This is a genomic window from Gluconacetobacter tumulicola (assembly GCF_014174215.1).
Taxonomy (GTDB): Bacteria; Pseudomonadota; Alphaproteobacteria; order Acetobacterales; family Acetobacteraceae; genus Gluconacetobacter; species Gluconacetobacter tumulicola.
The window spans coordinates 25,925-44,428 of the sequence record NZ_JABEQL010000022.1; the positions used below are offsets into that span (position 1 = coordinate 25,925).

The following is an 18,504-nucleotide window of genomic DNA, read 5'->3' on the forward strand; positions in this document are numbered from 1 at the left end:
GTTCCAGTCCTTCGAAAACAGCCTATTCCGTTCTGATGCGGGGAATGCCAGAAAGATTTGCAGGAATCGGCATTTTTCCGCAATTTCCGTATGCGAAACAGGTCCCCATGCTTTTCAAAACCCTGCCGACCAGCGCGGTGATCGGCCTCTGGGCATTGTTTGCCTGCACCTTCACGGCCCTGACCAGTGAAGTGGCTCCCGTCGGCATCCTGATCGAGATGGCGCAGACTTTCCATATCCCGGAAGGCCATGCCGGGCTGGCCGTCAGCGCCTTCGCCCTGATGGTGGCGCTCGGCGCGGTGCCGCTCACGATCATGACCGCCCATATCGACCGCAAGCGGCTGATGCTCGTCTCGCTGTCGGGCTATGTGCTGTCCAACCTGCTCGTGGCGCTGGCGCCCACCTTCCTGCTCGTATGTGCCGGCCGGCTGATCGGGGGGCTGGCGCATGCGCTGCTGATGTCGATCACGTCCGCCTATGCGGCGCGCCTGGTACCCCAGAACATGACCGGTCGGGCCATTTCCTTCGTCTATGGCGGCACCTCGCTGGGCGCGATCCTGGGCGTGCCCGGGGCGGCGGCGGTGGGGCATCTGGCAAGCTGGCGCGTCGCCATGTTCATCATGACGGCCCTGGCGACGGTGCTGACATTGTGCATCGCCTTTTTCCTGCCGCCGGTCTCTTCGCCCCCGAATGTCCGCAGCAGCCTGCCCGGCATGGCCTCCCGCAGGGTGATGCGGATCTTCCTGATCGTGGTGGCGGTCGATGCCGTGTTCTTCTTCGCCCACAACCTGCTCTACACCTATGTCGCGCCGCTGCTGCTCGACCATGGGCTGACGGCGGGCACCCTCAGCATCGCCCTGCTGCTCACGGGTGGCGTCAGCATCCTCGGCCTGTGGGGGGCCGGGCAGTTTGTCGACCGCAACCCCGGCGCCGGCCTGCTGGGCAGCGGCCTGGCCATGCTGATCGGCATGGGGCTGATGTATGGGCACATCCTGTCCGGCTGGGCGGCGGTGGGCGCCGTGGGGCTGTGGTGCATCGGCTATTCGGCCATCATCCCCTTCGTCATGTCCGGGGCCATCCGCGCCCGCGCCACCCGCCCCGACGTGGCCGGGGCCGCGATCAATGCCGCCAGCAACGTGGGCATCCTGCTCGGGTCGGCGGCCGGCGGCCAGGTGCTGACCCATGCCGGCTTCGGCGTCCTCACACCGCTGGCCATCGCGGTGGCCTTTGGCGGCATCCTGCTGGGCTTCTTCAGCCCCGCCGCCTTCCCGCACAGCCTTCCCCCTGCCGAACACGACTGAAAACGGGCATCCCCGATTCATCACGATGTAACAATTATTTCATGATCATCGTTTCCGGCAATCGGATAAGAGCGACCCGCTGTGCAAACCCCCTAGGCCGGGCCTTCGGGCCCGGCCTCTTTTTTGCAGCGCCCCCTCCCTCAACCGGCCCGAACACACGGGCGCGGGAACAAACCGGGAAGAACAGGGCAAGGCCCGTCGGATTCAAGCCTCAGCTCCATCCACCCACAGAGTTATCCAGAGGGGTATCCCCGGAATCTGTGGATAATCCTCGCCGCTCCACGACGGAACATCATCGCGAAAATGGCTGTTTTCCGCCGATTCCAGCATGATTTCATTCACCCCCTGAAAAGGGTCTTGATTCCATTTCAATTTTATGACTGCCCCAGGCAGCAAATCATTCACAGCCGATCGGAAAAAAACCACGGAAGCCATCCGGCACCACCCGCCACGCCGGAACAAACCAAGAAAGGCGGGCTTCGTCGCGATCACGCCTGTTTCCGGACAGGCAATCCACAGAGTTATCCAGAAGGGTACCCCCGGAATCTGTGGATAATCGCCGGGGGCGCGGCATCGTCCCTCATCGAAAAAACCCTAGTCTTCCGCCATTTACGCGCCGTCAAGAGCGGCAACGCCGAATCTCCGTGATTCTACCTTACTGTCACATGGCGCCATCGGCCCAAACAATTCACAGCTCGACGACGATTCACGCTTGACTCCATGCAGGCGGCCGATGGCCCCCGGAGTCCTTCCGAATCCGTGCAGCCCGGCCCGCGCCCGGGACGGCCGGCAGGCTTTCATTTCGGGTTTCGGCGGTGTCCGTATAGAATCCGGCTACGGCCCCAAAGCGATAGAGGAATGCGGAAAGGCATCATGGCAACCGCGAAACCATTCGTTATCCCGCCTCTGGCCGTCCTGCTGCTCGGCCTCCCCTTCTCCTCCCCCGCACGGGCGGACGACCCGCCGGCGCCGCCAGCCGCCTGCACGCCGGACAAGCCGGCCCTGCCCGACGATCTGCGCGGATGGGCATCTCCGTCCCACCTCGCGGCCGCCGGCACCGTATCCGCGCTCGACCATGCCGTCCTCCCGCCAGGGCAGGCCGTGCTGGTGGCCCTGCGGCCAACGCCGGATGTCAGCTACGCCCTCCGCCCCGACGAGCCCGGCGGCTCGGTCAGTTCCGGCGGAATGGTCGCCTTCGACGCCCCGAAGGCCGGCACCTACCGGATCATGCTCGGCACCCGCGCGTGGCTCGACCTGGTGCACGACGGCGCCGCCGTGGGCTCCACCCACCACGAGCGTGGGCCGGCCTGTAGCGGAATCGGCAAGATGGTCGATTTCCCGCTGCCGGCCGGACGCGCCATCATCCAGCTCAGCGGCAGCGGCAAGCCCGAAATCGAAATCATGGTGGTGCCGGTTCCGTGACCCGCCCCCGGGCATGGCAGCCCCTCGCCGCCGCATTCTGGCTTCCCGCCCGGGCAACCACTCCCTCCCTGACGGCACAGGAAGTCGGCGTGCAGCTCGGGCGCCGACTGTTCTACGATGCCGACCTGTCGGCGGATGGCAGCATGTCCTGCGCCACCTGCCATGCCCGGCGCCACGCCTTCGCCGACGGCAACCGCCCCCATCCGGGCATGACCGACCAGCCGGGCGTACGCAACGTGCCGTCACTGGCCAATGTCGGCGCGTTTTCGACCCTGACCTGGATCGACCAGCACGTCACGCGCCTCGATCGGCAATTCTTCATCCCCATGATGGGCCATCACCCCGTGGAAATGGGCATGCCCGACCGCACCACGCTGGTCGGGCGCATCGCCGGCAACGCCTGCTACCGCCACCTCTTCGCCCGCGCATTCCCCCGCGCCCAGGGTCGCATCGACGCCGACACGATCGCAACGGCGGTCGCCCTCTTCGAACGCACGTTGGTCTCGCGCGACAGCGCGTGGGATCAGGCCCGGCAGGGCCGCGTCACGCTAAAGCCGGAAGCCGCCCACGGACAGGCGCTCCCGGATGACGACGAAGCGGCTCTGGAATCCTTCCTGCGGGCGCTGACCGACGTGCATTTCCTGCACGACCCGGCCCTCGCCCTGCCACCCGAAGCCTGCCCGGCCTGATCAGCCCGTCAGCCTCTCAGTGATCGTCCACTTTCTTCGGCCCCAGCATCGCTTCCACGGTCTGGGCATCGAGCGCATCCTGATAATGATTGCCGAAATGGGTCCGCACGTAATTCACCACGGACGCGATCTGCACGGGCGAGAGAATGTCGGAAAACCACGGCATGCCGCCATGCCCCTGCGCCACGATGGTCGCCGGATAGGCCGCCACGGCCAGACGGGCATTATGCGCCAGCGCCGGCACCTTGCCCGCCCCGATCGCGCCCGTTCCGCCCTTCATGTGGCACGCCTGACAGATCTGCCGGTAGATCTCGCTCCCGTCGGCCGACGGCGCCTGCGCCCGCGCCGGGCCGGCCGCGCCCCAGGCGCAGGCCAGCAGCAGAGCCTGAACCAGCCGCCTCATACGGCCGTCGCACGATGATGAAGTTGCCGGATAGCGTCGAGCGATGACAGCAAAGCCCCCTCCTGCCAGCCTGCCATGTAAGAGGCATGATCACCGGCCAACACGATTCTTCCTTCCATGGACACCAGATTCTGGTAATGCGCAGCCCGGTCGGCCTCGCTCCAGCGCGCGCGGCACCCCAGCATCCACGGCACCCGGCTCCACGCCACGGAGGCACCGCTCAGGAATTCCTTCCGATATTGCGGATGGATTTTCTCGCCCTGTTTCAGCGCAGCCTCGATCCGCTCTTCCGGCGTCATCCCCGCCAGATCATATCCCCCACGCCCCAGGGCAAACGCCCCCAGCAGAACCGCCGGGCCCGCGGCATGGAAATTGTCATTGGGGTAGGACACCAAAGCGATTTCCTGATCCGTGAAGCTGATGCCGCCATAGATCGCCTCATCCTCCTCCCAGAACCGCCGACGGAATTCCAGCCCGATCTTCGCATGCGACGCATACGGCACGGCGCTGATCGCGGCCTTCTTGGCGGCCGAGACCTGAATATCGATCTGCGAGAGGATACTGAGCGGCAGCGTGCACACACACCAATCCGCCTTCGTTTCATGCACCTCGGCCGACCGCGTGTCGGCCCAGCGGACCGTCACGCCGTTTTCATCCTGCGCAATACCCGTCACCTTGGCATTCAGGGTGATCTGGTGCGGCAGGCGGCTGGCAAAGGCCTTGCCGATCATGTCCATCCCTCCAACGGGCTGGAACATGGTCGGCTGCATGTCATAGCTGGTGAAGAACTTCATGCTCTTCCACACCACCGGGTCCAGCACGTCATGAAACGGCAGCAGGTCCGACGGCAGCGGCGCTCCATCGGCCCCAGCCCCCGGCGGCCGGGCATAACTGCGCTGCCCCGACACATGCAGCCCCTTGCGATAGGCGAGAGAGTCGTCCAGCGTCCCCCACCCTTTCAGGGCCTCCAGCAGCCGCTCGCGATCGTCCTGCGTCACGGCGTGGTCGAGCCCGCCGGTATTGACCGCCGTGGCCAGAAGCGACGCCACATTGCCATGGAAATCCGCCGCCACGTCCCGGTAGCGCTGCGGTCTGCCGCCGAACGCATGCGTGGAATGGACGAGCGCATTGTTGTTGAACTGAATGAACGGCTCCAGCCGCACATTGAAGGCCCGGCAATAATGCAGGATGGCACGATGATGGTGCGAAATCCGCCACGGACCGGGATTGAGGTAATTCCCCGGCGCAAACCGGACCGTCTGCGTCGCACCGCCCAGCTCGGTATAGGTGTCGCCCCCACGCAGGGTCCAGTTCCGCCCACCCGGACGGTTCTGGTATTCCAGCACCTGCACCGCGTAGCCGGCCCGTTCCAGCTCATACGCCGCCAGCAATCCCGCCAAGCCGGCACCCAGCACCACCACCCTCGCACCCCGGGGCGCCCCGGACAAATCGGGCGCGCCGGCAAATTGCGATTCCGCCGCGTGACCAAGCGCCGTCATGGCCTGGTACATCGCACCCGCACCCGCAATCAGGCCAATGGCCCGCAGCATGTCCCGCCGCGTGAAAGCAGTCTGGCCCGTCGTCATCCTGTCATGTCTCTCCTGCCGGCTACGGTGTCAGTGCGATACCGTTATGACAGGCAGGGACGAGAATTGTCAAAATCGCGTGAGTCCGGCGTTTCCGTTCTTTTTTGAAAAAAGAACCAAAAAACTTTTGATCTGTTCAGGATTCTTTTTCAGGGAAGCATGCGACATCCCCAGCGGACAGAGGTTCTTTCTTCGGAAAAGGAAGAAATTTTCAAACGCCATCCGGCAGTTTCGACCGCATCATCTCCCGCCGGTCGATCCGCTGCCCGTCCACGACGAAGGTGCCGTCACCGACGGCATGGATCGTCCGCCGCTCCTGCCGCGCGGCATCCATATGGGCCGCAACCCCCTCCAGCACCACGATGCTGTAGCGCTCGATGAAATCGACCACCCGGCATTCGATATGCGCCAGACACTGCCCGATCAGCGGCGCGCGAACCCGATGGGCCTGTTCACGCACCAGTCCGAATGTCGCGAACTTGTCGGTATCCTGCCCCGAACAGGTCCCGATCCCCACGACGGTATCGATCATGTCCACCGTCGGAATCGCGATCACGCACTCCTTCGTGCGCTGCAACGCGGCGAAGGAATAATTCCACGGCCCGGTCGTGATGGCGAAGGAGGCCGAGAAATCCAGCACCATGGTCCAGGAAATGGTCATCACATTGTCCCGGTGGCGGTCATGGGTCGTGACCAGCACCACCGGCCCCGGCTCCAGCAGCGTGAATGCCTTGCTGATCGGCAGATCGTCCATGGCGGCCATCCTTCCGCGTCAGTCGGAGGATAGCATGTTTTCCTCCGGCCGGCGGGCCACGAACCCGTCTCCGCTGTCGCATTTTCGCGATCATGTTGTTATCCCGTCCGGATCGGTCCCTCCCGCAGGGGCCCGCACCAGTGGAGACCATGATGACGTCGGCGATGCTCATTCTTGTCGGATGCCAGCTTCTGGGCGAATTGCTGCGCGCCACGTTTCAGCTCCCGATCCCCGGCCCGGTCATCGGCATGTTCCTGCTGGCCCTCGCCCTCGGTCTCCGTGCCAGGCGCACCGGCAATGACAGCACGCCCGCGCCGCTGAAGCCGGCGGCCGAGGGGCTGATCGCCAATATGGGTCTGCTGTTCGTGCCCGCCGGCGTCGGAATCATTGCCGAGGCCGGAGTGATCCGCAAGGAATGGCTGCCGATCCTCGTCGCCGTGGCCGGCTCGACCATCCTCAGCCTGATCGTGACCGCGCTGGTCATGCACTGGACCCTGCGCCCCACCCACACGCAAGACACCGACCGCCAGGGACGCGCATCATGAACGCCGCTCTCCATCATCTCTGGACGCCGCTTTCCGCCACCCCGCTGCTCTGGCTGGTGGTCACGCTCGCGGCCTATGTCATCGGCCGCCAGGTGCAGAAAGCCTGCGGGGGTTCGCCCTTCGCCAGCCCGGTGCTGATCGCGATCCTGATCGTGGGGGCGACCCTGCTGGGTACGGGCACGTCCTACGACACTTATTTCGCCGGCGCGCAGTTCATCCATTTCCTGCTCGGCCCCGTGACGGTGGCGCTGGCCGTGCCGCTGGCCGAGAATTTCGCCCTGGTCCGCCGCCATCTCTCCAGCATCGGCCTCGCCCTGCTGGCCGGTTCGCTCACCTCGGTCATCACCGGCGTGGGCCTCGTCTGGCTGCTGGGCGGGTCGCGCAGCGTCGCGCTGTCCATGGCGCCCAAGGCCGTCACCACCCCGATCGCCATGGCGGTGTCCGACCAGATCGGCGGCGTGCCCGCGCTCACCGCCTCGCTGGCAATCCTGGGCGGCATTCTGGCGGCCATCATCGGCCGCCACATGCTCGCCCGCTTCCAGATCGACGACTGGCGGGCGCACGGCCTGGCCGCCGGCGTCGCCGGCAGCGGTATCGCGGCCGCCCAGGTCGCAGCCCTCGACGAGATCGGGGCAGCCTTCGCCGCCCTGGGCATCGGGCTGAACGGCCTGCTGACGGCCCTGCTGGTGCCCCTCCTGGCCACATTGTGGCGTTAGCGACCGTTCGACACGCGCGCCGGCGACCACCCGCCGCGCGCTGCGCGGATCGACACTCCACTAGACGACCGGTCTAATTCAGGATAACCTCCCCTCATGAACGCAGCATCCGTCCATCACGATGTCCGCCGCCATATCCTGGACACGGCACGGCCGATCATCGGCAGCAAGGGCTTCTCGGCAGTCGGGCTGAACGAGATCCTCTGCGCGGCAGAGATCCCCAAGGGCTCGTTCTATCATTACTTCGCCTCGAAGGAGGCCTTCGGCGAGGCGCTGCTGGAGCAGTATTTCACCACCTATCTCGCCCGGATCGACGCGCTGCTGGACCAGCGCGACGGCACGGCCGGCCAGCGTTTCATGACCTACTGGGCCCAGTGGCGCGACGCACATATCGCCGGCACGGTCCACGACCATTGCCTGGCCGTCAAACTCGGCGCCGAAGTCTGCGACCTGTCGGAGCGGATGCGCCTGATCCTGCAGGACGGCGCCACCGAAGTCGTGGACCGTCTGGCCCGCTTCATCGCGGCCGGCCAGCAGGACGGCTCGCTGCCCGTGACGCAGGATGCCCGCCCGCTGGCCGCCGCCCTCTACCAGCTCTGGCTGGGGGCGACGCTGCTGGCGAAATTCACCCGCGACCGTCAAGCGTTCGACGACGCCATGACGGCCACCCGCCGGATGCTCGGCCTGCCCGCCTGACCCGATTTTCCGTCGGCCACGCCGGCGACAAGGAGACACCATGCAGAATTTCGAATTCTACAACCCGACCCGCATCATCTTCGGCAAGGACACGATCGCCCAGCTTGCCGACCATGTTCCGGCCGAAGCGCGCGTGCTGGTCCTCTATGGCGGCTCCAGCGCCGAGAAGAACGGCACGCTGGCCGAGGTCCGCGCAGCCCTGGGCACGCGGACGGTGCGTGAATTCGGCGGTATCGAGGCCAACCCCACCTACGAGACCCTGATGCGCGCGGTCGCGACCATTCGCGAGGAAGGGCTGGATTTCCTGCTGGCGGTCGGCGGCGGATCGGTGATCGACGGCACCAAATTCGTCGCCGCCGCCGTGAACTACAAGGGCGACGCGTGGGACATCCTGCGCACCCATGGGGTGGATGTGACCGGCGCCCTGCCCTTCGGCAGCGTGCTGACGCTGCCCGCCACGGGGTCGGAAATGAACAGTTTCAGCGTCATTTCCCGCACGGAAACCCGGGAAAAGCTCGCCTTCGGCAGCCCCCACGTCTTCCCGCGCTTCTCGGTGCTGGACCCGACCAGGACCTACACCCTGCCGGTGCGGCAGGTCGCCAACGGCGTGGCCGATGCCTTCACCCACATCATGGAACAGTATCTGACCTACCCGGCCGGCGGCATGGCGCAGGACCGTTTCGCCGAAGGGCTGCTGCTGAGCCTGGTCGAAATCGGGCCGAAGGTCATCGCCAACCCGCATGATTACGATCTGCGCGCCAATCTGATGTGGATCGCGACCCTGGCGCTGAACGGGCTGATCGGCGCCGGCGTGCCGCAGGACTGGGCGACACACATGATCGGCCACGAACTGACGGCGCGCCACGATATCGACCATGCCCGCACACTGGCCATCGTCCTGCCCGCCATGCTGCGGGTCCGCAAGGAGGCCAAGCGCGGCAAGCTGCTGCAATACGCCGAGCGGGTATGGAACCTGCGCGACGGCACCGAGGACGAGCGGATCGAAAGCGCGATCGCACGCACAAGCGCCTTCTTCGAAAGTCTGGACATCCCCACCCGCCTTTCCGCCTACGGGCTCGGCACCGAGACAATCGACGGCGTGATCAGCCAGCTCGAACAGCACGGCATGACCGCACTGGGCGAACATCAGGACGTAACCCTGGAAGTCAGCCGCCGCGTCCTCGAAGCCAGCCTCTGAAGCTTGGGACTAGGCGGAAAAAAGAGCCGAATCCCGCACATGCTGGCGATCCCACCGCCGCGTCAGCGGCAGCAATGCCGCAAACAGGATCACGATCGTGCCGGCGGCAATAGCCAGGGTCAGGAACAGGCCGGCATAGGCCTCCGCCCCCGCCGCCGGATGCGCGGGGGCCGAGGCCGCCAGGTTGGCCACCATGCTGCCGACATACATCGCCACCCCCATCGACAGCAGGTACGATCCCATCATGAACCCACCCATGGCAGCGGGCACATAGCGCGCGATCACCGCCAGCCCCAGCCCGCCGACCAGCAACTCCCCCACCGCCAGGGCGCAATAGGCCGCGATCATGAACCAGGGTGACACCAGCCCCGCCCCACCCGACAGCGCCCCCAGCCACCAGATCACGAAGGCCAGCGTCACCAGGCTGTATCCCAGCACGAATTTCCGCGCGATCGGCAGGTCGCGCCCCTGCCGGGCCAGGCGCCGGTAGATAAAGGCCAGGATCGGACTGGCCACCATGATCCAGATCGGATTCAGGGCCTGGAACTGGCCGGCCGACATATGGAACAGCGTCACCCCGCCCACCGTCACATCGCCGCGCACCGCACGCAGGGCGAACAGGGTCAGCGAGGTCACGATCTGCTGGTAGAACACGAAATAGATCATGCCCTGGATCGACAGCATGTAGGCCATCCGCAACCCCGGCCGCTGCGCCGGCACGGCCCGCCGATAGATCACCGCCCAGATGCCCAGGACCGACAGCGCGGCCAGCCACACACAGGCCCGCGCCACCGCCGGCCGATCCAGAATCAGGTGCAACCCCACGATCGCCCCCGCCATACCCAGCAGCAACCCACCCACCGGCCCTGCGGCCAGCGGCGCAAAATCGGGCGCCGAACCGACATGGCGCAACCGGCTGCGCAGGATGGTATAGACGCACAGGCCGAACGCCAGCCCGGCGGAACAGGTGGCGAACGACGCCGCCGGGCCGAAATGGTCCTGCAACAGGGGCGTCAGCAGGATCGACGCGGTCGAGCCGACATTGACGGCCATGTAATAGAGCGTGAAGGCGGAATCGAGCGCCGTATCGTCGCCCTCATAGATCCGGCGCACCAGATTGGCGGCATTGGGCTTGAAAAATCCGTTGCCGGTCGCGATCAGCGCCATGGCCACCGTCATCAGCCCGACATGCACCGTGGCCACCGCCAGCGCGGCATAGCCGCCCATCATGCAGGTGGCCCCCAGCAGCATGGCCCGGCGCGACCCCAGCACCCGGTCGCCCACCCAGCCCCCAACCACCGGCAGGGCATAGGCCATGGCCGCGAAGGCCCCCATCAGCAAGTTGGCCCGCGCATCCGCCATGCCAAGCTGCCGCACCATGAACAGCAGCAGCACGGCCTGCATGCCGTAATAGCCGAACCGCTCCCACAATTCGATCGCAACCACAACAGCGAAGGACGAAGACCGCGTGATGGGCCGCGACGATATGGAAGTAAGGGCAGATGGCATGAGCTTCCTGACAGATGACAAGAGCAAGGAGGGGCCCTTGCGGCCCCCCAGGCGCGAAAATGGTTATAGATTTCTGTTTTCAATAGACTGTTCACCCAGCCGGACAAGCATGTCCGGCCAAGGCCTGCTTCACGAGCATGTTTTAGGCGTTTCGATATCGAGCGGAAGCGGTACGCCGCCCATTCGGCGCAGGAACGCAAGCGATGCGTCGCCGCCACTGGCCCACCCGATCCGATATCGGCATGTTGACGCCACTAGGCCGGAACACCCATGGCACGAGCGGAAAGGATCAGGGATGGAACAGAGCCACGACGACGCATCAGGTTCCACCGAGCATGTGGTGGGCTATCGTGGCCTGACGCTGCATGATGAGGTGCAGGACGCGGCGATCGAACTGGCGATCCTCTATCCCACCACCGGCACACCATATCCGCGCCGCTTCGGCCCCTATCGCCTACCCCTCGCCGAAGGACCGGTCGCGGGCCATGCTCGGCCGCTAGTCGTGCTGTCTCATGGCAATGGCGGATCGCCCTGGGTCTATCGTGACCTGGCAATGGCCCTGGCGTCGCGCGGCTTCGTGATCGCCATGCCGAAACACCCCGGCAACAGCCTAAATGACGACGCGCTGGCCCGCACACTGGCCAATCTGGAAAACCGCCCCCGGCATGTGTGCCTGAGCATCGCCGCCGCCTTCGCCGACCCGGTGGTCGGCCCCGCCCTGCGGCCGGAGCGCGTGGCACTGATCGGCCATTCCCTGGGCACCTGCACGGTGCTGGCGGCGGCGGGCGGCCAGCCATGGAGCGGCGGACGCAGCCCGGACGATCCGCCACGGCGCATCGCCGTCACGCATGACCGGCGCGTTCACGCGTTGGTGCTGCTGGCCCCGGCCACCGGGTGGTTCCGCGCCCCAGGCGCCCTGTCGGCGGTCCGCTGCCCGATCCTGATGCGCACGGCGGCCGAGGACGACGTCACCCCGCCGGCACTGGCCGATATCGTGATGCAGGGCGTGCCCGACCCGGCGCTGGTCGATAATCGCTGCGTGCCCGGCGCGGGGCATTTCTCGTTCCTCAGCCCCTTCCCCGCGAACATGGCGCGCCCGGATTTTTCGCCATCGCAAGATCCGCCGGGTTTCGACCGCGCTGGCTTTCAGCAGGTCATGGCGGATGAGATCAGTGCCTTCCTGCACCGCACGATGGCGGACCAGCCGCCCGCGTGACAGTCTTCGCGGTCGCTCATTCCGTCCGGATCAGGGCCAGCTTGGGCTTTTGCCGCGCGAATGCAGGCCGTATGTCTCTGCCGGACAGGGTGAACCCCGCGACCATCCGCGTCAGTTCGTCGGACGTCGCCACCAGATTGCGCACCGCCGAGGCACTTTCCTCGGCAACGGCGGCATTTTTCTGGGTCGTCTGTTCCAGCCCGCCCATGGCGATATTCAACTGGCTGATGCTGGCGGACTGCTCCTGTGCCGAATCCGAAATGGTCGACACGACATCATTGATCTGCTGCACCTGCGACATGATACGCCGCAATGCATCGCCGGCCTCATGCACCAGCGTCACGCCGGATTTCACCTGTCCGCCCGACAGGTTGATCAACGCCGAGATTTCCCGGCCAGCATCGGCCGAGCGCTGCGCCAGCGCGCGGACCTCGCTGGCCACCACGGCAAAGCCACGGCCCACATCCCCAGCCCGTGCTGCCTCGACACTGGCGTTGAGGGCCAGGATATTGGTCTGGAACGAAATTTCGTTGATGATCCCGATAATGCCTGCCATTTCCCGGGATGATTTCTCGATCTCCGAAATCGCCGCGATCGTGCCATGGACCACACTGCCCGCATGCTCGGCATCGCCGCGCGCCATGTTGGCCATCTGGTTGGCCTTCCGGGTTTCCTCGGCCGTCTTCGCGACCCGCTGCGTGATCTGGCTCAGCGCCGCCGACATTTCCTCCTGGGTAGCCGCCTGCTGTTCGCTGCGGCGGGCAAGATTCTCGGCCCCCTGGCGAATCCCGTCGGCGTTCGACACGATATCGGTCGCATTCACCGCGATCTTGGCCAGGCTGTGTTCCAGCGTCTCGGCCGTGTGGTTGAAATGCTGCTTCAGCGCATCCAGGCGCTCCGGTATCCGGCCGCTTGCGATGCGATGGGTCAGGTCGCCATTGGCCAACGCCGTCAGGGCACTGCCGATAATCTCAATCACCTCGCGATCTTCCTGAGCACGGCGGTCCTGTTCCGCCTGCATCGCGACGCGCGCCTTGTGGAGGTCATCCAGGTAGGACGACACCGTCAGGTCGATCTCCATCAGCACCGCCTTGCACAGGCTGCCGATCACATCCCCGAGGTTCCGCGCCACCCGTGACGAGGTCCGGGAAAGGAAACCACCATGCGACAGCATATCGCCAATGACGGACTGAACGAGATGGTTGAGAATGATCCCATAACCACCGATATACAGGCTCGGATCCAGCCCGATGCGGGCATGTACCGAACCGATCGTCCGGACCTTTTTGACATATTCATCGTCGAACCGCGCACCGGAAATCCGTTTCCAATGCGTCTGCTGGGCATGTTTCGCATGCTTGATCTGTGATTCGGAAGAAAAGAAACTCCGCGCCTTCGGCGTCTGGCGAACCCGAGCATAGAATTTGTCAAGCGCGACCGGCACTTCTCGATCGATGAGAGCCTGAACAGATCGGATGGAACGAAAATCATTTTCGTTCATCTCAACGAAATCTTGCCTGTATTTGAAGTCAGACAGATCATGATTGCTCATGAATAATTCTCTCTTATATCATGACTGAAAGTTGCCGGACAGGAGCATTCTATTTTGACGGGCATAAACTTAATATTCAGATAACGGAAACCGCTTAAGATTCTGTTTGGAAATGTGGGCTGGTGAACGAGCGCAGCCCGGGATGGGTCGCGTCATGCTATTAATTATCGGCATCCTTCAAAACCCGCCTGTCTCAGGACCCTGGCCCGCATCCTGAAAAGATACAATCCCCCACTAACGCCAGAGCGCCACCAAGGGTTCGCACGATGCCGTGCCAACAGGAAGGCCGCTGCAGGATCAAGCGGCAGAATGCGGGCCCCAGAGCGCTCCAGTCCCTCGCCCGGGCCGCGTCAGTAGCACGCGGGAACGATCATCGCATCCGGGGTCGGCTGCCGTTCGTAATCGGGATGATGGACGCGTGCGGGCAACACCACATCCGGCTTCGGCACCGGCCCGTAGGGTACGAGCGAGAGCAGGTGGGCGATGCAGTTCAGACGCGCACGCTTCTTGTCGACCGCCTGCACCACCCACCACGGCGCTTCGTCGATGCTGGACCGCTCGAGCATCGTCTCCTTCGCACGGGTGTAATCCTCCCAGCGGCGGCGGCTTTCCAGATCCATCGGGCTGAGCTTCCACTGTTTCAGCGGATCTTCGATCCGCGCGCGGAAGCGGGCCTCCTGCTCGTCATCTGTGATCGAAAACCAGAACTTGACAATCTGGATGCCGCTGCGGACGAGCATCCGCTCGAACTCTGGCACCGAACGGAAGAATTCTTCATATTCATCCTCGGTGCAAAAGCCCATGACACGCTCGACTCCAGCACGGTTGTACCAGCTCCGGTCGAACAGGACAATCTCACCCGCCGCCGGCAGATGGGCCACGTAGCGCTGAAAATACCATTGCGTGCGCTCGCGGTCGTTGGGCGCCGGCAGGGCGGCGACGCGGCACAGGCGCGGATTCAGCCGCTGGGTGATCCGCTTGATCGCGCCGCCCTTCCCGGCGGCGTCTCGCCCTTCGAAGATCACGACCAGGCGATGGCCGGTCGCCTTCACCCAATCCTGCAGCTTGATCAGTTCGCCCTGGAGACGAACCAGTTCGCGGAAATAGACGCGCCGAAACGCGCGGTCGGACGCGTCGAGGGTTCCGCCGATGGCCTCTTCTTCCAGGGAGAGTTCGAACTCCTCGTCCAGATCGTCGATGAACTCGCGGCGCATCTGCACGCGCTCGCGTTCTTCCGCCGACAGGCTCTTCAGATCCTCATCGTCCATCGTCGCTGCCTTCCATGCCGCGCACCATGCGCCGCACTGGCCGAAATAGGGCTTTCCACAGGAAAACGCCTTGAAATTTTCATGAATCCTGCGGTCAAGCCTTCAGAACGTGGTGGTCATGTTCACGCCCAGCACGGCACCGTTACCGATGGGCCGCCCCGTCTGCGGGTCGAACGACGTGCCGCCGACATGCCAGAAATATTGAAAATCGGGCTGGATGATGAGGTACGGGGTCACGGCTGCCTGATAGGTCACCTCGATATGCTGTTCGGGCTTCAGCGCGCCTGCCAGACTGGTGCCCAGACGCATGGCATCGCGCGCATTGTCGATTGCCCGGCTACCATAGAAGCCAGTTCCCCAGGCAATGCCGATCGTGTCATCAGTCCGGCCCGGGACCATCCCGTCGAACGTCACGCCGCCCTGGATCTCGGTGGAGAACCGGTTGCGCGAGCCGTCATTGGCGGTGGCACGCACGAACAGGCTGATCGTCTTGCTCGACCCCGGCGCCGCCCGCCAGATCATCTGGTCGGCCACCATGTAGATCATCCAATTGTCACGATGGTAGCGCGGCTGGCCCGTACTGTCCGGTGCTGCCAGCAGGCCGCCGTGATCGTCGTATCGCTGGTCGGGGAAGCGGCCGGTGTCGTAAAGGCCGCCGAGCTTCCAGGTTCCCAACAGACTGGGGGCTGCTTGATCGGCGATCCAGCGGGCGACATCGACCGAAAGCTGGGCCTCGCCGATGAACAGCGTCCCGCCGCTGGTCGAAAATGCGGTGCCCGACGGGTCGCGCTGCGTGGGCGCGATGGCGCTGTAGAAGGGGCCGCGCGTCGGGTTGTCGTCGGTGACGGCGCCCATCAGCACCAGTTGGTCGATCGGCGTCCATTTCGCCCGCGCCCCCAGGGCCGAGAAAGGCCAGGACGGCCCTCCGGAATACAGGTTACTGGAGGTCGAGAGCGGCCAGCCGAAACTGGAATTGAGGAAGAATGAGGCGTTCTGACTGACCAAAAACTCGGTATCGAGGTCGATCGACCCCACCCGGACATCCAGCCGGTTCGCGAAGAAGCCCTGGCCGTACCAGAGTTCGAACAGCCGGGTCGAGCGCCCGGCATCGTAGCCACTGACGGCATTCACCGCCCCGAGCCGCTCGCCCGTCAGCGACCGGCCGCGGATCTGCAACGCGCTGACGTTCAGCAACCCGTCGGGCCAGCCGAAGCCACGCTCGGTGTCGAACATCAAGGTCACGGCCGTCATGCCGTCATAGGTGGGTCCGGTATGCAGGCCGCCTGAGGCGAGGCCCCATAATTCCTCGACATCCTGTATGTTGATCCGGATGCCGTGGCGGGCCAGCCAGGGCCGCGTGCCCCCGGCCTCGCCCAGAAGTTCGCTGCCCGGGTCTTCGGGCTGCTGCACTTCCACCGGCATCGGTGGGGGCAGCGGCACGCCTGAGGGCAGGACATCGGTGACCAGCGGCGGGGTGGCGGCCAGAATGCCGTCCCCCATCGTCAAGGGGTAGAGTGCCGCCAGAAGGCCCGCCACGCGGCGCAGGGCCGGGGCGGGTCGTTCGGCTTTCATGGCCTCGTGTCAGAAGACATGCCTCAGGATAAAGAACAGCGCACCGCTGATCAACATGGCAGCGGGCAGCGTGATCACCCAGGCCATGGCCATGGTGCGCAGCGTTCGCCATTGCAGGCCCGAGCCCGCCGCCGCCATGGTGCCCGCCACGCCGCTCGAGAGGATATGGGTGGTGGAGACCGGCAGGCCATAGCCCTCGGCCAGGCCGATCGTCCCCATCGCGACCAGTTCCGCCGAGGCGCCCTGCGCGTAGTTCAGGTGCGTCTTGCCGATTTTCTCGCCCACGGTGACGACGATGCGCTTCCAGCCGACCATCGTGCCCAGACCCAGCGCCACCGCGACGGCGACCTTGACCCAGGTGGGGATGAAGCGCGTGCCCGCGTTGAGCTGGCCCATGAAATTCTTGAGGCCGGCGGCCTCGGCGCCTTCGAAGGCATTGGTCTTGCCCAGCACGCGGATCGCATCCGATACCAGATACATGTCCGTGCGGACGTTCGGCACCTGGGCGGCGGGGATGGCATTGAGGCTGCGATATCCCTTGACCGAGCCCGCGATGTCGTCCGACAGCACGGCCAGCGCGCCATAGACCCGGCCATTGGCGACCGCCCTGTCGCGCAGCGCCGCCGTCACTCGCACGCGGGCCGCCGCGATGTCATCGGCCTCGGTGCCCGTCATGTGATGGCGGAAGATGCCTGCGGCGTCCCCGGCCGACTGGACGAAGGCCGGCATGGCCGATTCCGGCATGGCGCGATTGAGCGCATAGGCGGTGGGTGCCGCGCCGATCAGGATGAGCATGATCAGGCCCATGCCCTTCTGCCCGTCATTGCCGCCATGGAAATAGGAGACGCCGGTGCAGGTGCCGATCAGCAGACCGCGAATCCACAGTGGCGGGGGCTTGTGTCCCACGGGCGTCTCGAACAGCGTCCGGTTGCGCACCAGCACGCGGAACAGCCAGAACAGCGCCATGGACAGCGCGAAGCCGCAGAGCGGGCTGAACAGCAGCGCGCTGAAAACCTTCGACACCTGCGACCAGTCGACGCCATAGGTCGCCGCCCCGGCGGGCGCCATTAGCTGGTTGGCGATGCCCACTCCCATGATCGAGCCGATCAGGGCGTGCGAGGAACTGTTCGGCACGCCCATCGCCCACGTTGCGAGATTCCATACAATGGCGGCGATCAGCAGGGCGAAGATCATCGCGTATCCCGCGCCACTGCCCACCTGGAGGATGAGTTCGACCGGCAGCAGCGTGACCACGCTGTAGGCGACGGCACCGGACGAGACCAGCACGCCCAGCAGGTTCCACACGCCCGACCATACGACGGCCACCATGGGAGGCATGCTGTTCGTATAGATCACGGTCGCGACGGCGTTCGCCGTGTCGTGAAAGCCGTTGACGAATTCGAAGCCCAGCGCGATCAGCAGCGCCAGCGCCAGCAGGGCGAAGGCCCCGACGGCCAGCCCATGCTCGCCCGCCGCCTGCAGATCGGCCAGAACACTGTAGCCGACGAAGCCCAGCGCGCACGCCAGCACGGCCAGGAAGAAGATCCTGAACGCGGGGGTTCCCCCGCTGTCCATTCTAGGACGCAGAAAATGACTGCGCGGTACGGTTGTCTCCGACAAGGCATCCCCCCTTGGCCAAAGGCGCTATGACAGCGCACACTCAGCGGAAAGCCCGGGGCAGAAACAGTGAAGTTATTTTGAAGGGGGAACCGCCGCGCGCTTCACGAAAGGATGCAGACCCCGATGCCCGAGACCCCAGGACACATCGTCGAAACCGACCGGCTGCGGCTGACGCTGCACGAAAGCGCCGATTTCGGCCCGCTGGCCGAGATGTGGAGCGATCCGGCCGTCGTCCGGCATATCAGCGGCAAGCCGGCCACGGCGCAGGAAAGCTGGGCGCGGCTGCTGCGCTATCGTGGCCTGTGGCCGGTGCTGGGGTTCGGCTACTGGGCGGTCTGCCTCGTAGCCCCTGACAACCGCCCTTCGCTCCGCGTGGCGGAGAAGACTGGTTTTCTGCCCGTCGGTCCCATTCGCGTGGGGACGGAACAGGCCGTGCTGCTGGAACGCCTGACATAGC

18 protein-coding genes are annotated in these 18,504 nt (G+C 65.1%); 9 read left to right on the forward strand and 9 right to left on the reverse strand.

All coding sequences use genetic code 11. The features are described 5' to 3' along the window. Positions 1–107 precede the first annotated feature (107 nt). Positions 108–1,301 carry an MFS transporter gene (locus tag HLH29_RS14460; protein ID WP_182968044.1) on the forward strand — a complete coding sequence of 398 codons (1,194 nt, stop codon included), beginning with the start codon at positions 108–110 and terminating at the stop codon, positions 1,299–1,301. A 204-nt stretch (positions 1,302–1,505) separates the two neighbouring features. Here the strand turns inward: HLH29_RS14460 and HLH29_RS14465 are convergent, their stop codons facing one another. Beyond that, on the reverse strand, positions 1,506–1,793 hold the full coding sequence (locus HLH29_RS14465) for a hypothetical protein (protein WP_182968046.1): 288 nt from the start codon (positions 1,791–1,793) through the stop codon (positions 1,506–1,508). Between the two features lie 381 nt (positions 1,794–2,174). Between HLH29_RS14465 and HLH29_RS14470 the strand changes: the two genes are divergently transcribed. Together HLH29_RS14470 and HLH29_RS14475 are read left to right on the forward strand one after the other, a co-directional pair. Then, complete coding sequence (locus tag HLH29_RS14470) at positions 2,175–2,723, forward strand: hypothetical protein (protein ID WP_182968048.1); 549 nt, start codon at positions 2,175–2,177, stop codon at positions 2,721–2,723. Beyond that, entirely contained in the window at positions 2,720–3,412 is a 693-nt protein-coding gene (locus HLH29_RS14475) for a cytochrome-c peroxidase (RefSeq protein WP_338030254.1), read from the forward strand. Before HLH29_RS14470 ends, HLH29_RS14475 begins: the two co-directional genes overlap by 4 nt. A gap of 16 nt (positions 3,413–3,428) precedes the next feature. On the opposite strand, the gene HLH29_RS14480 is transcribed toward HLH29_RS14475, so the two are convergent. From HLH29_RS14480 to HLH29_RS14490, 3 genes are all read right to left on the reverse strand, one after another. Next, positions 3,429–3,815, reverse strand: a complete 387-nt coding sequence (locus HLH29_RS14480) for a c-type cytochrome (RefSeq protein ID WP_182968050.1) — start codon at positions 3,813–3,815, stop codon at positions 3,429–3,431. Beyond that, positions 3,812–5,401: a flavin monoamine oxidase family protein gene (locus HLH29_RS14485; protein ID WP_182968052.1), complete on the reverse strand. Its 1,590-nt coding sequence runs from the start codon at positions 5,399–5,401 to the stop codon at positions 3,812–3,814. The genes HLH29_RS14480 and HLH29_RS14485 overlap by 4 nt, the downstream gene beginning before the upstream one ends. A 211-nt stretch (positions 5,402–5,612) precedes the next feature. Next, positions 5,613–6,155 (reverse strand): flavin reductase family protein, encoded by a 543-nt coding sequence (locus HLH29_RS14490; protein WP_182968054.1) that lies wholly within the window; start codon positions 6,153–6,155, stop codon positions 5,613–5,615. Between the two features lie 164 nt (positions 6,156–6,319). Between HLH29_RS14490 and HLH29_RS14495 the strand changes: the two genes are divergently transcribed. From HLH29_RS14495 to HLH29_RS14510, 4 genes are all read left to right on the forward strand, one after another. Then, the gene (locus HLH29_RS14495; protein ID WP_220791529.1) at positions 6,320–6,700 is read left to right on the forward strand and encodes a CidA/LrgA family protein; all 381 of its coding nucleotides are present in this window, start codon (positions 6,320–6,322) and stop codon (positions 6,698–6,700) included. Next, positions 6,697–7,416, forward strand: a complete 720-nt coding sequence (locus HLH29_RS14500) for an LrgB family protein (RefSeq protein WP_182968056.1) — start codon at positions 6,697–6,699, stop codon at positions 7,414–7,416. The genes HLH29_RS14495 and HLH29_RS14500 overlap by 4 nt, the downstream gene beginning before the upstream one ends. A gap of 96 nt (positions 7,417–7,512) precedes the next feature. Further along, the gene (locus HLH29_RS14505; protein WP_182968058.1) at positions 7,513–8,112 is read left to right on the forward strand and encodes a TetR/AcrR family transcriptional regulator; all 600 of its coding nucleotides are present in this window, start codon (positions 7,513–7,515) and stop codon (positions 8,110–8,112) included. Between the two features lie 40 nt (positions 8,113–8,152). Beyond that, entirely contained in the window at positions 8,153–9,310 is a 1,158-nt protein-coding gene (locus HLH29_RS14510) for an iron-containing alcohol dehydrogenase (protein WP_182968060.1), read from the forward strand. Positions 9,311–9,319: 9 nt separating this feature from the next. On the opposite strand, the gene HLH29_RS14515 is transcribed toward HLH29_RS14510, so the two are convergent. Further along, positions 9,320–10,819 (reverse strand): peptide MFS transporter, encoded by a 1,500-nt coding sequence (locus HLH29_RS14515; RefSeq protein ID WP_182968062.1) that lies wholly within the window; start codon positions 10,817–10,819, stop codon positions 9,320–9,322. A 295-nt stretch (positions 10,820–11,114) separates the two neighbouring features. Here HLH29_RS14515 and HLH29_RS14520 point away from each other — a divergent pair, with 295 nt between their 5' ends. Then, positions 11,115–12,035, forward strand: coding sequence for an alpha/beta hydrolase family protein (locus HLH29_RS14520; protein ID WP_182968064.1), 921 nt, complete (start codon positions 11,115–11,117; stop codon positions 12,033–12,035). Positions 12,036–12,051: 16 nt separating this feature from the next. Here the strand turns inward: HLH29_RS14520 and HLH29_RS14525 are convergent, their stop codons facing one another. From HLH29_RS14525 to HLH29_RS14540, 4 genes are all read right to left on the reverse strand, one after another. Beyond that, positions 12,052–13,587 carry a globin-coupled sensor protein gene (locus tag HLH29_RS14525; RefSeq protein WP_338030255.1) on the reverse strand — a complete coding sequence of 512 codons (1,536 nt, stop codon included), beginning with the start codon at positions 13,585–13,587 and terminating at the stop codon, positions 12,052–12,054. A 350-nt stretch (positions 13,588–13,937) separates the two neighbouring features. Continuing rightward, positions 13,938–14,801, reverse strand: coding sequence for a polyphosphate kinase 2 (gene ppk2, locus HLH29_RS14530; protein ID WP_408871979.1), 864 nt, complete (start codon positions 14,799–14,801; stop codon positions 13,938–13,940). A 156-nt stretch (positions 14,802–14,957) separates the two neighbouring features. Further along, complete coding sequence (locus HLH29_RS14535) at positions 14,958–16,427, reverse strand: carbohydrate porin (protein WP_182968070.1); 1,470 nt, start codon at positions 16,425–16,427, stop codon at positions 14,958–14,960. Between the two features lie 9 nt (positions 16,428–16,436). Beyond that, on the reverse strand, positions 16,437–18,002 hold the full coding sequence (locus HLH29_RS14540) for an inorganic phosphate transporter (RefSeq protein WP_182968072.1): 1,566 nt from the start codon (positions 18,000–18,002) through the stop codon (positions 16,437–16,439). Positions 18,003–18,170: 168 nt separating this feature from the next. On the opposite strand from HLH29_RS14540, the gene HLH29_RS14545 reads away from it, so the two are divergent. Continuing rightward, complete coding sequence (locus tag HLH29_RS14545) at positions 18,171–18,503, forward strand: GNAT family N-acetyltransferase (RefSeq protein ID WP_220791530.1); 333 nt, start codon at positions 18,171–18,173, stop codon at positions 18,501–18,503. Position 18,504 lies beyond the last annotated feature (1 nt).

Bases quoted from the DNA above. Each gene is read 5' to 3' on its own strand.
- HLH29_RS14460 (WP_182968044.1), top strand. From the start codon at position 108: ATGCTTTTCAAAACCCTGCCGACCAGCGCGGTGATCGGCCTCTGGGCA.
- HLH29_RS14470 (WP_182968048.1), top strand. From the start codon at position 2,175: ATGGCAACCGCGAAACCATTCGTTATCCCGCCTCTGGCCGTCCTGCTG.
- HLH29_RS14480 (WP_182968050.1), bottom strand. From the start codon at position 3,815: ATGAGGCGGCTGGTTCAGGCTCTGCTGCTGGCCTGCGCCTGGGGCGCG.
- HLH29_RS14485 (WP_182968052.1), bottom strand. From the start codon at position 5,401: ATGACGACGGGCCAGACTGCTTTCACGCGGCGGGACATGCTGCGGGCC.
- HLH29_RS14490 (WP_182968054.1), bottom strand. From the start codon at position 6,155: ATGGACGATCTGCCGATCAGCAAGGCATTCACGCTGCTGGAGCCGGGG.
- HLH29_RS14495 (WP_220791529.1), top strand. From the start codon at position 6,320: ATGCTCATTCTTGTCGGATGCCAGCTTCTGGGCGAATTGCTGCGCGCC.
- HLH29_RS14500 (WP_182968056.1), top strand. From the start codon at position 6,697: ATGAACGCCGCTCTCCATCATCTCTGGACGCCGCTTTCCGCCACCCCG.
- HLH29_RS14505 (WP_182968058.1), top strand. From the start codon at position 7,513: ATGAACGCAGCATCCGTCCATCACGATGTCCGCCGCCATATCCTGGAC.
- HLH29_RS14510 (WP_182968060.1), top strand. From the start codon at position 8,153: ATGCAGAATTTCGAATTCTACAACCCGACCCGCATCATCTTCGGCAAG.
- HLH29_RS14515 (WP_182968062.1), bottom strand. From the start codon at position 10,819: ATGCCATCTGCCCTTACTTCCATATCGTCGCGGCCCATCACGCGGTCT.
- HLH29_RS14520 (WP_182968064.1), top strand. From the start codon at position 11,115: ATGGAACAGAGCCACGACGACGCATCAGGTTCCACCGAGCATGTGGTG.
- HLH29_RS14525 (WP_338030255.1), bottom strand. From the start codon at position 13,587: ATGAGCAATCATGATCTGTCTGACTTCAAATACAGGCAAGATTTCGTT.
- ppk2 (WP_408871979.1), bottom strand. From the start codon at position 14,801: ATGCGCCGCGAGTTCATCGACGATCTGGACGAGGAGTTCGAACTCTCC.
- HLH29_RS14535 (WP_182968070.1), bottom strand. From the start codon at position 16,427: ATGAAAGCCGAACGACCCGCCCCGGCCCTGCGCCGCGTGGCGGGCCTT.
- HLH29_RS14540 (WP_182968072.1), bottom strand. From the start codon at position 18,002: ATGGACAGCGGGGGAACCCCCGCGTTCAGGATCTTCTTCCTGGCCGTG.
- HLH29_RS14545 (WP_220791530.1), top strand. From the start codon at position 18,171: ATGCCCGAGACCCCAGGACACATCGTCGAAACCGACCGGCTGCGGCTG.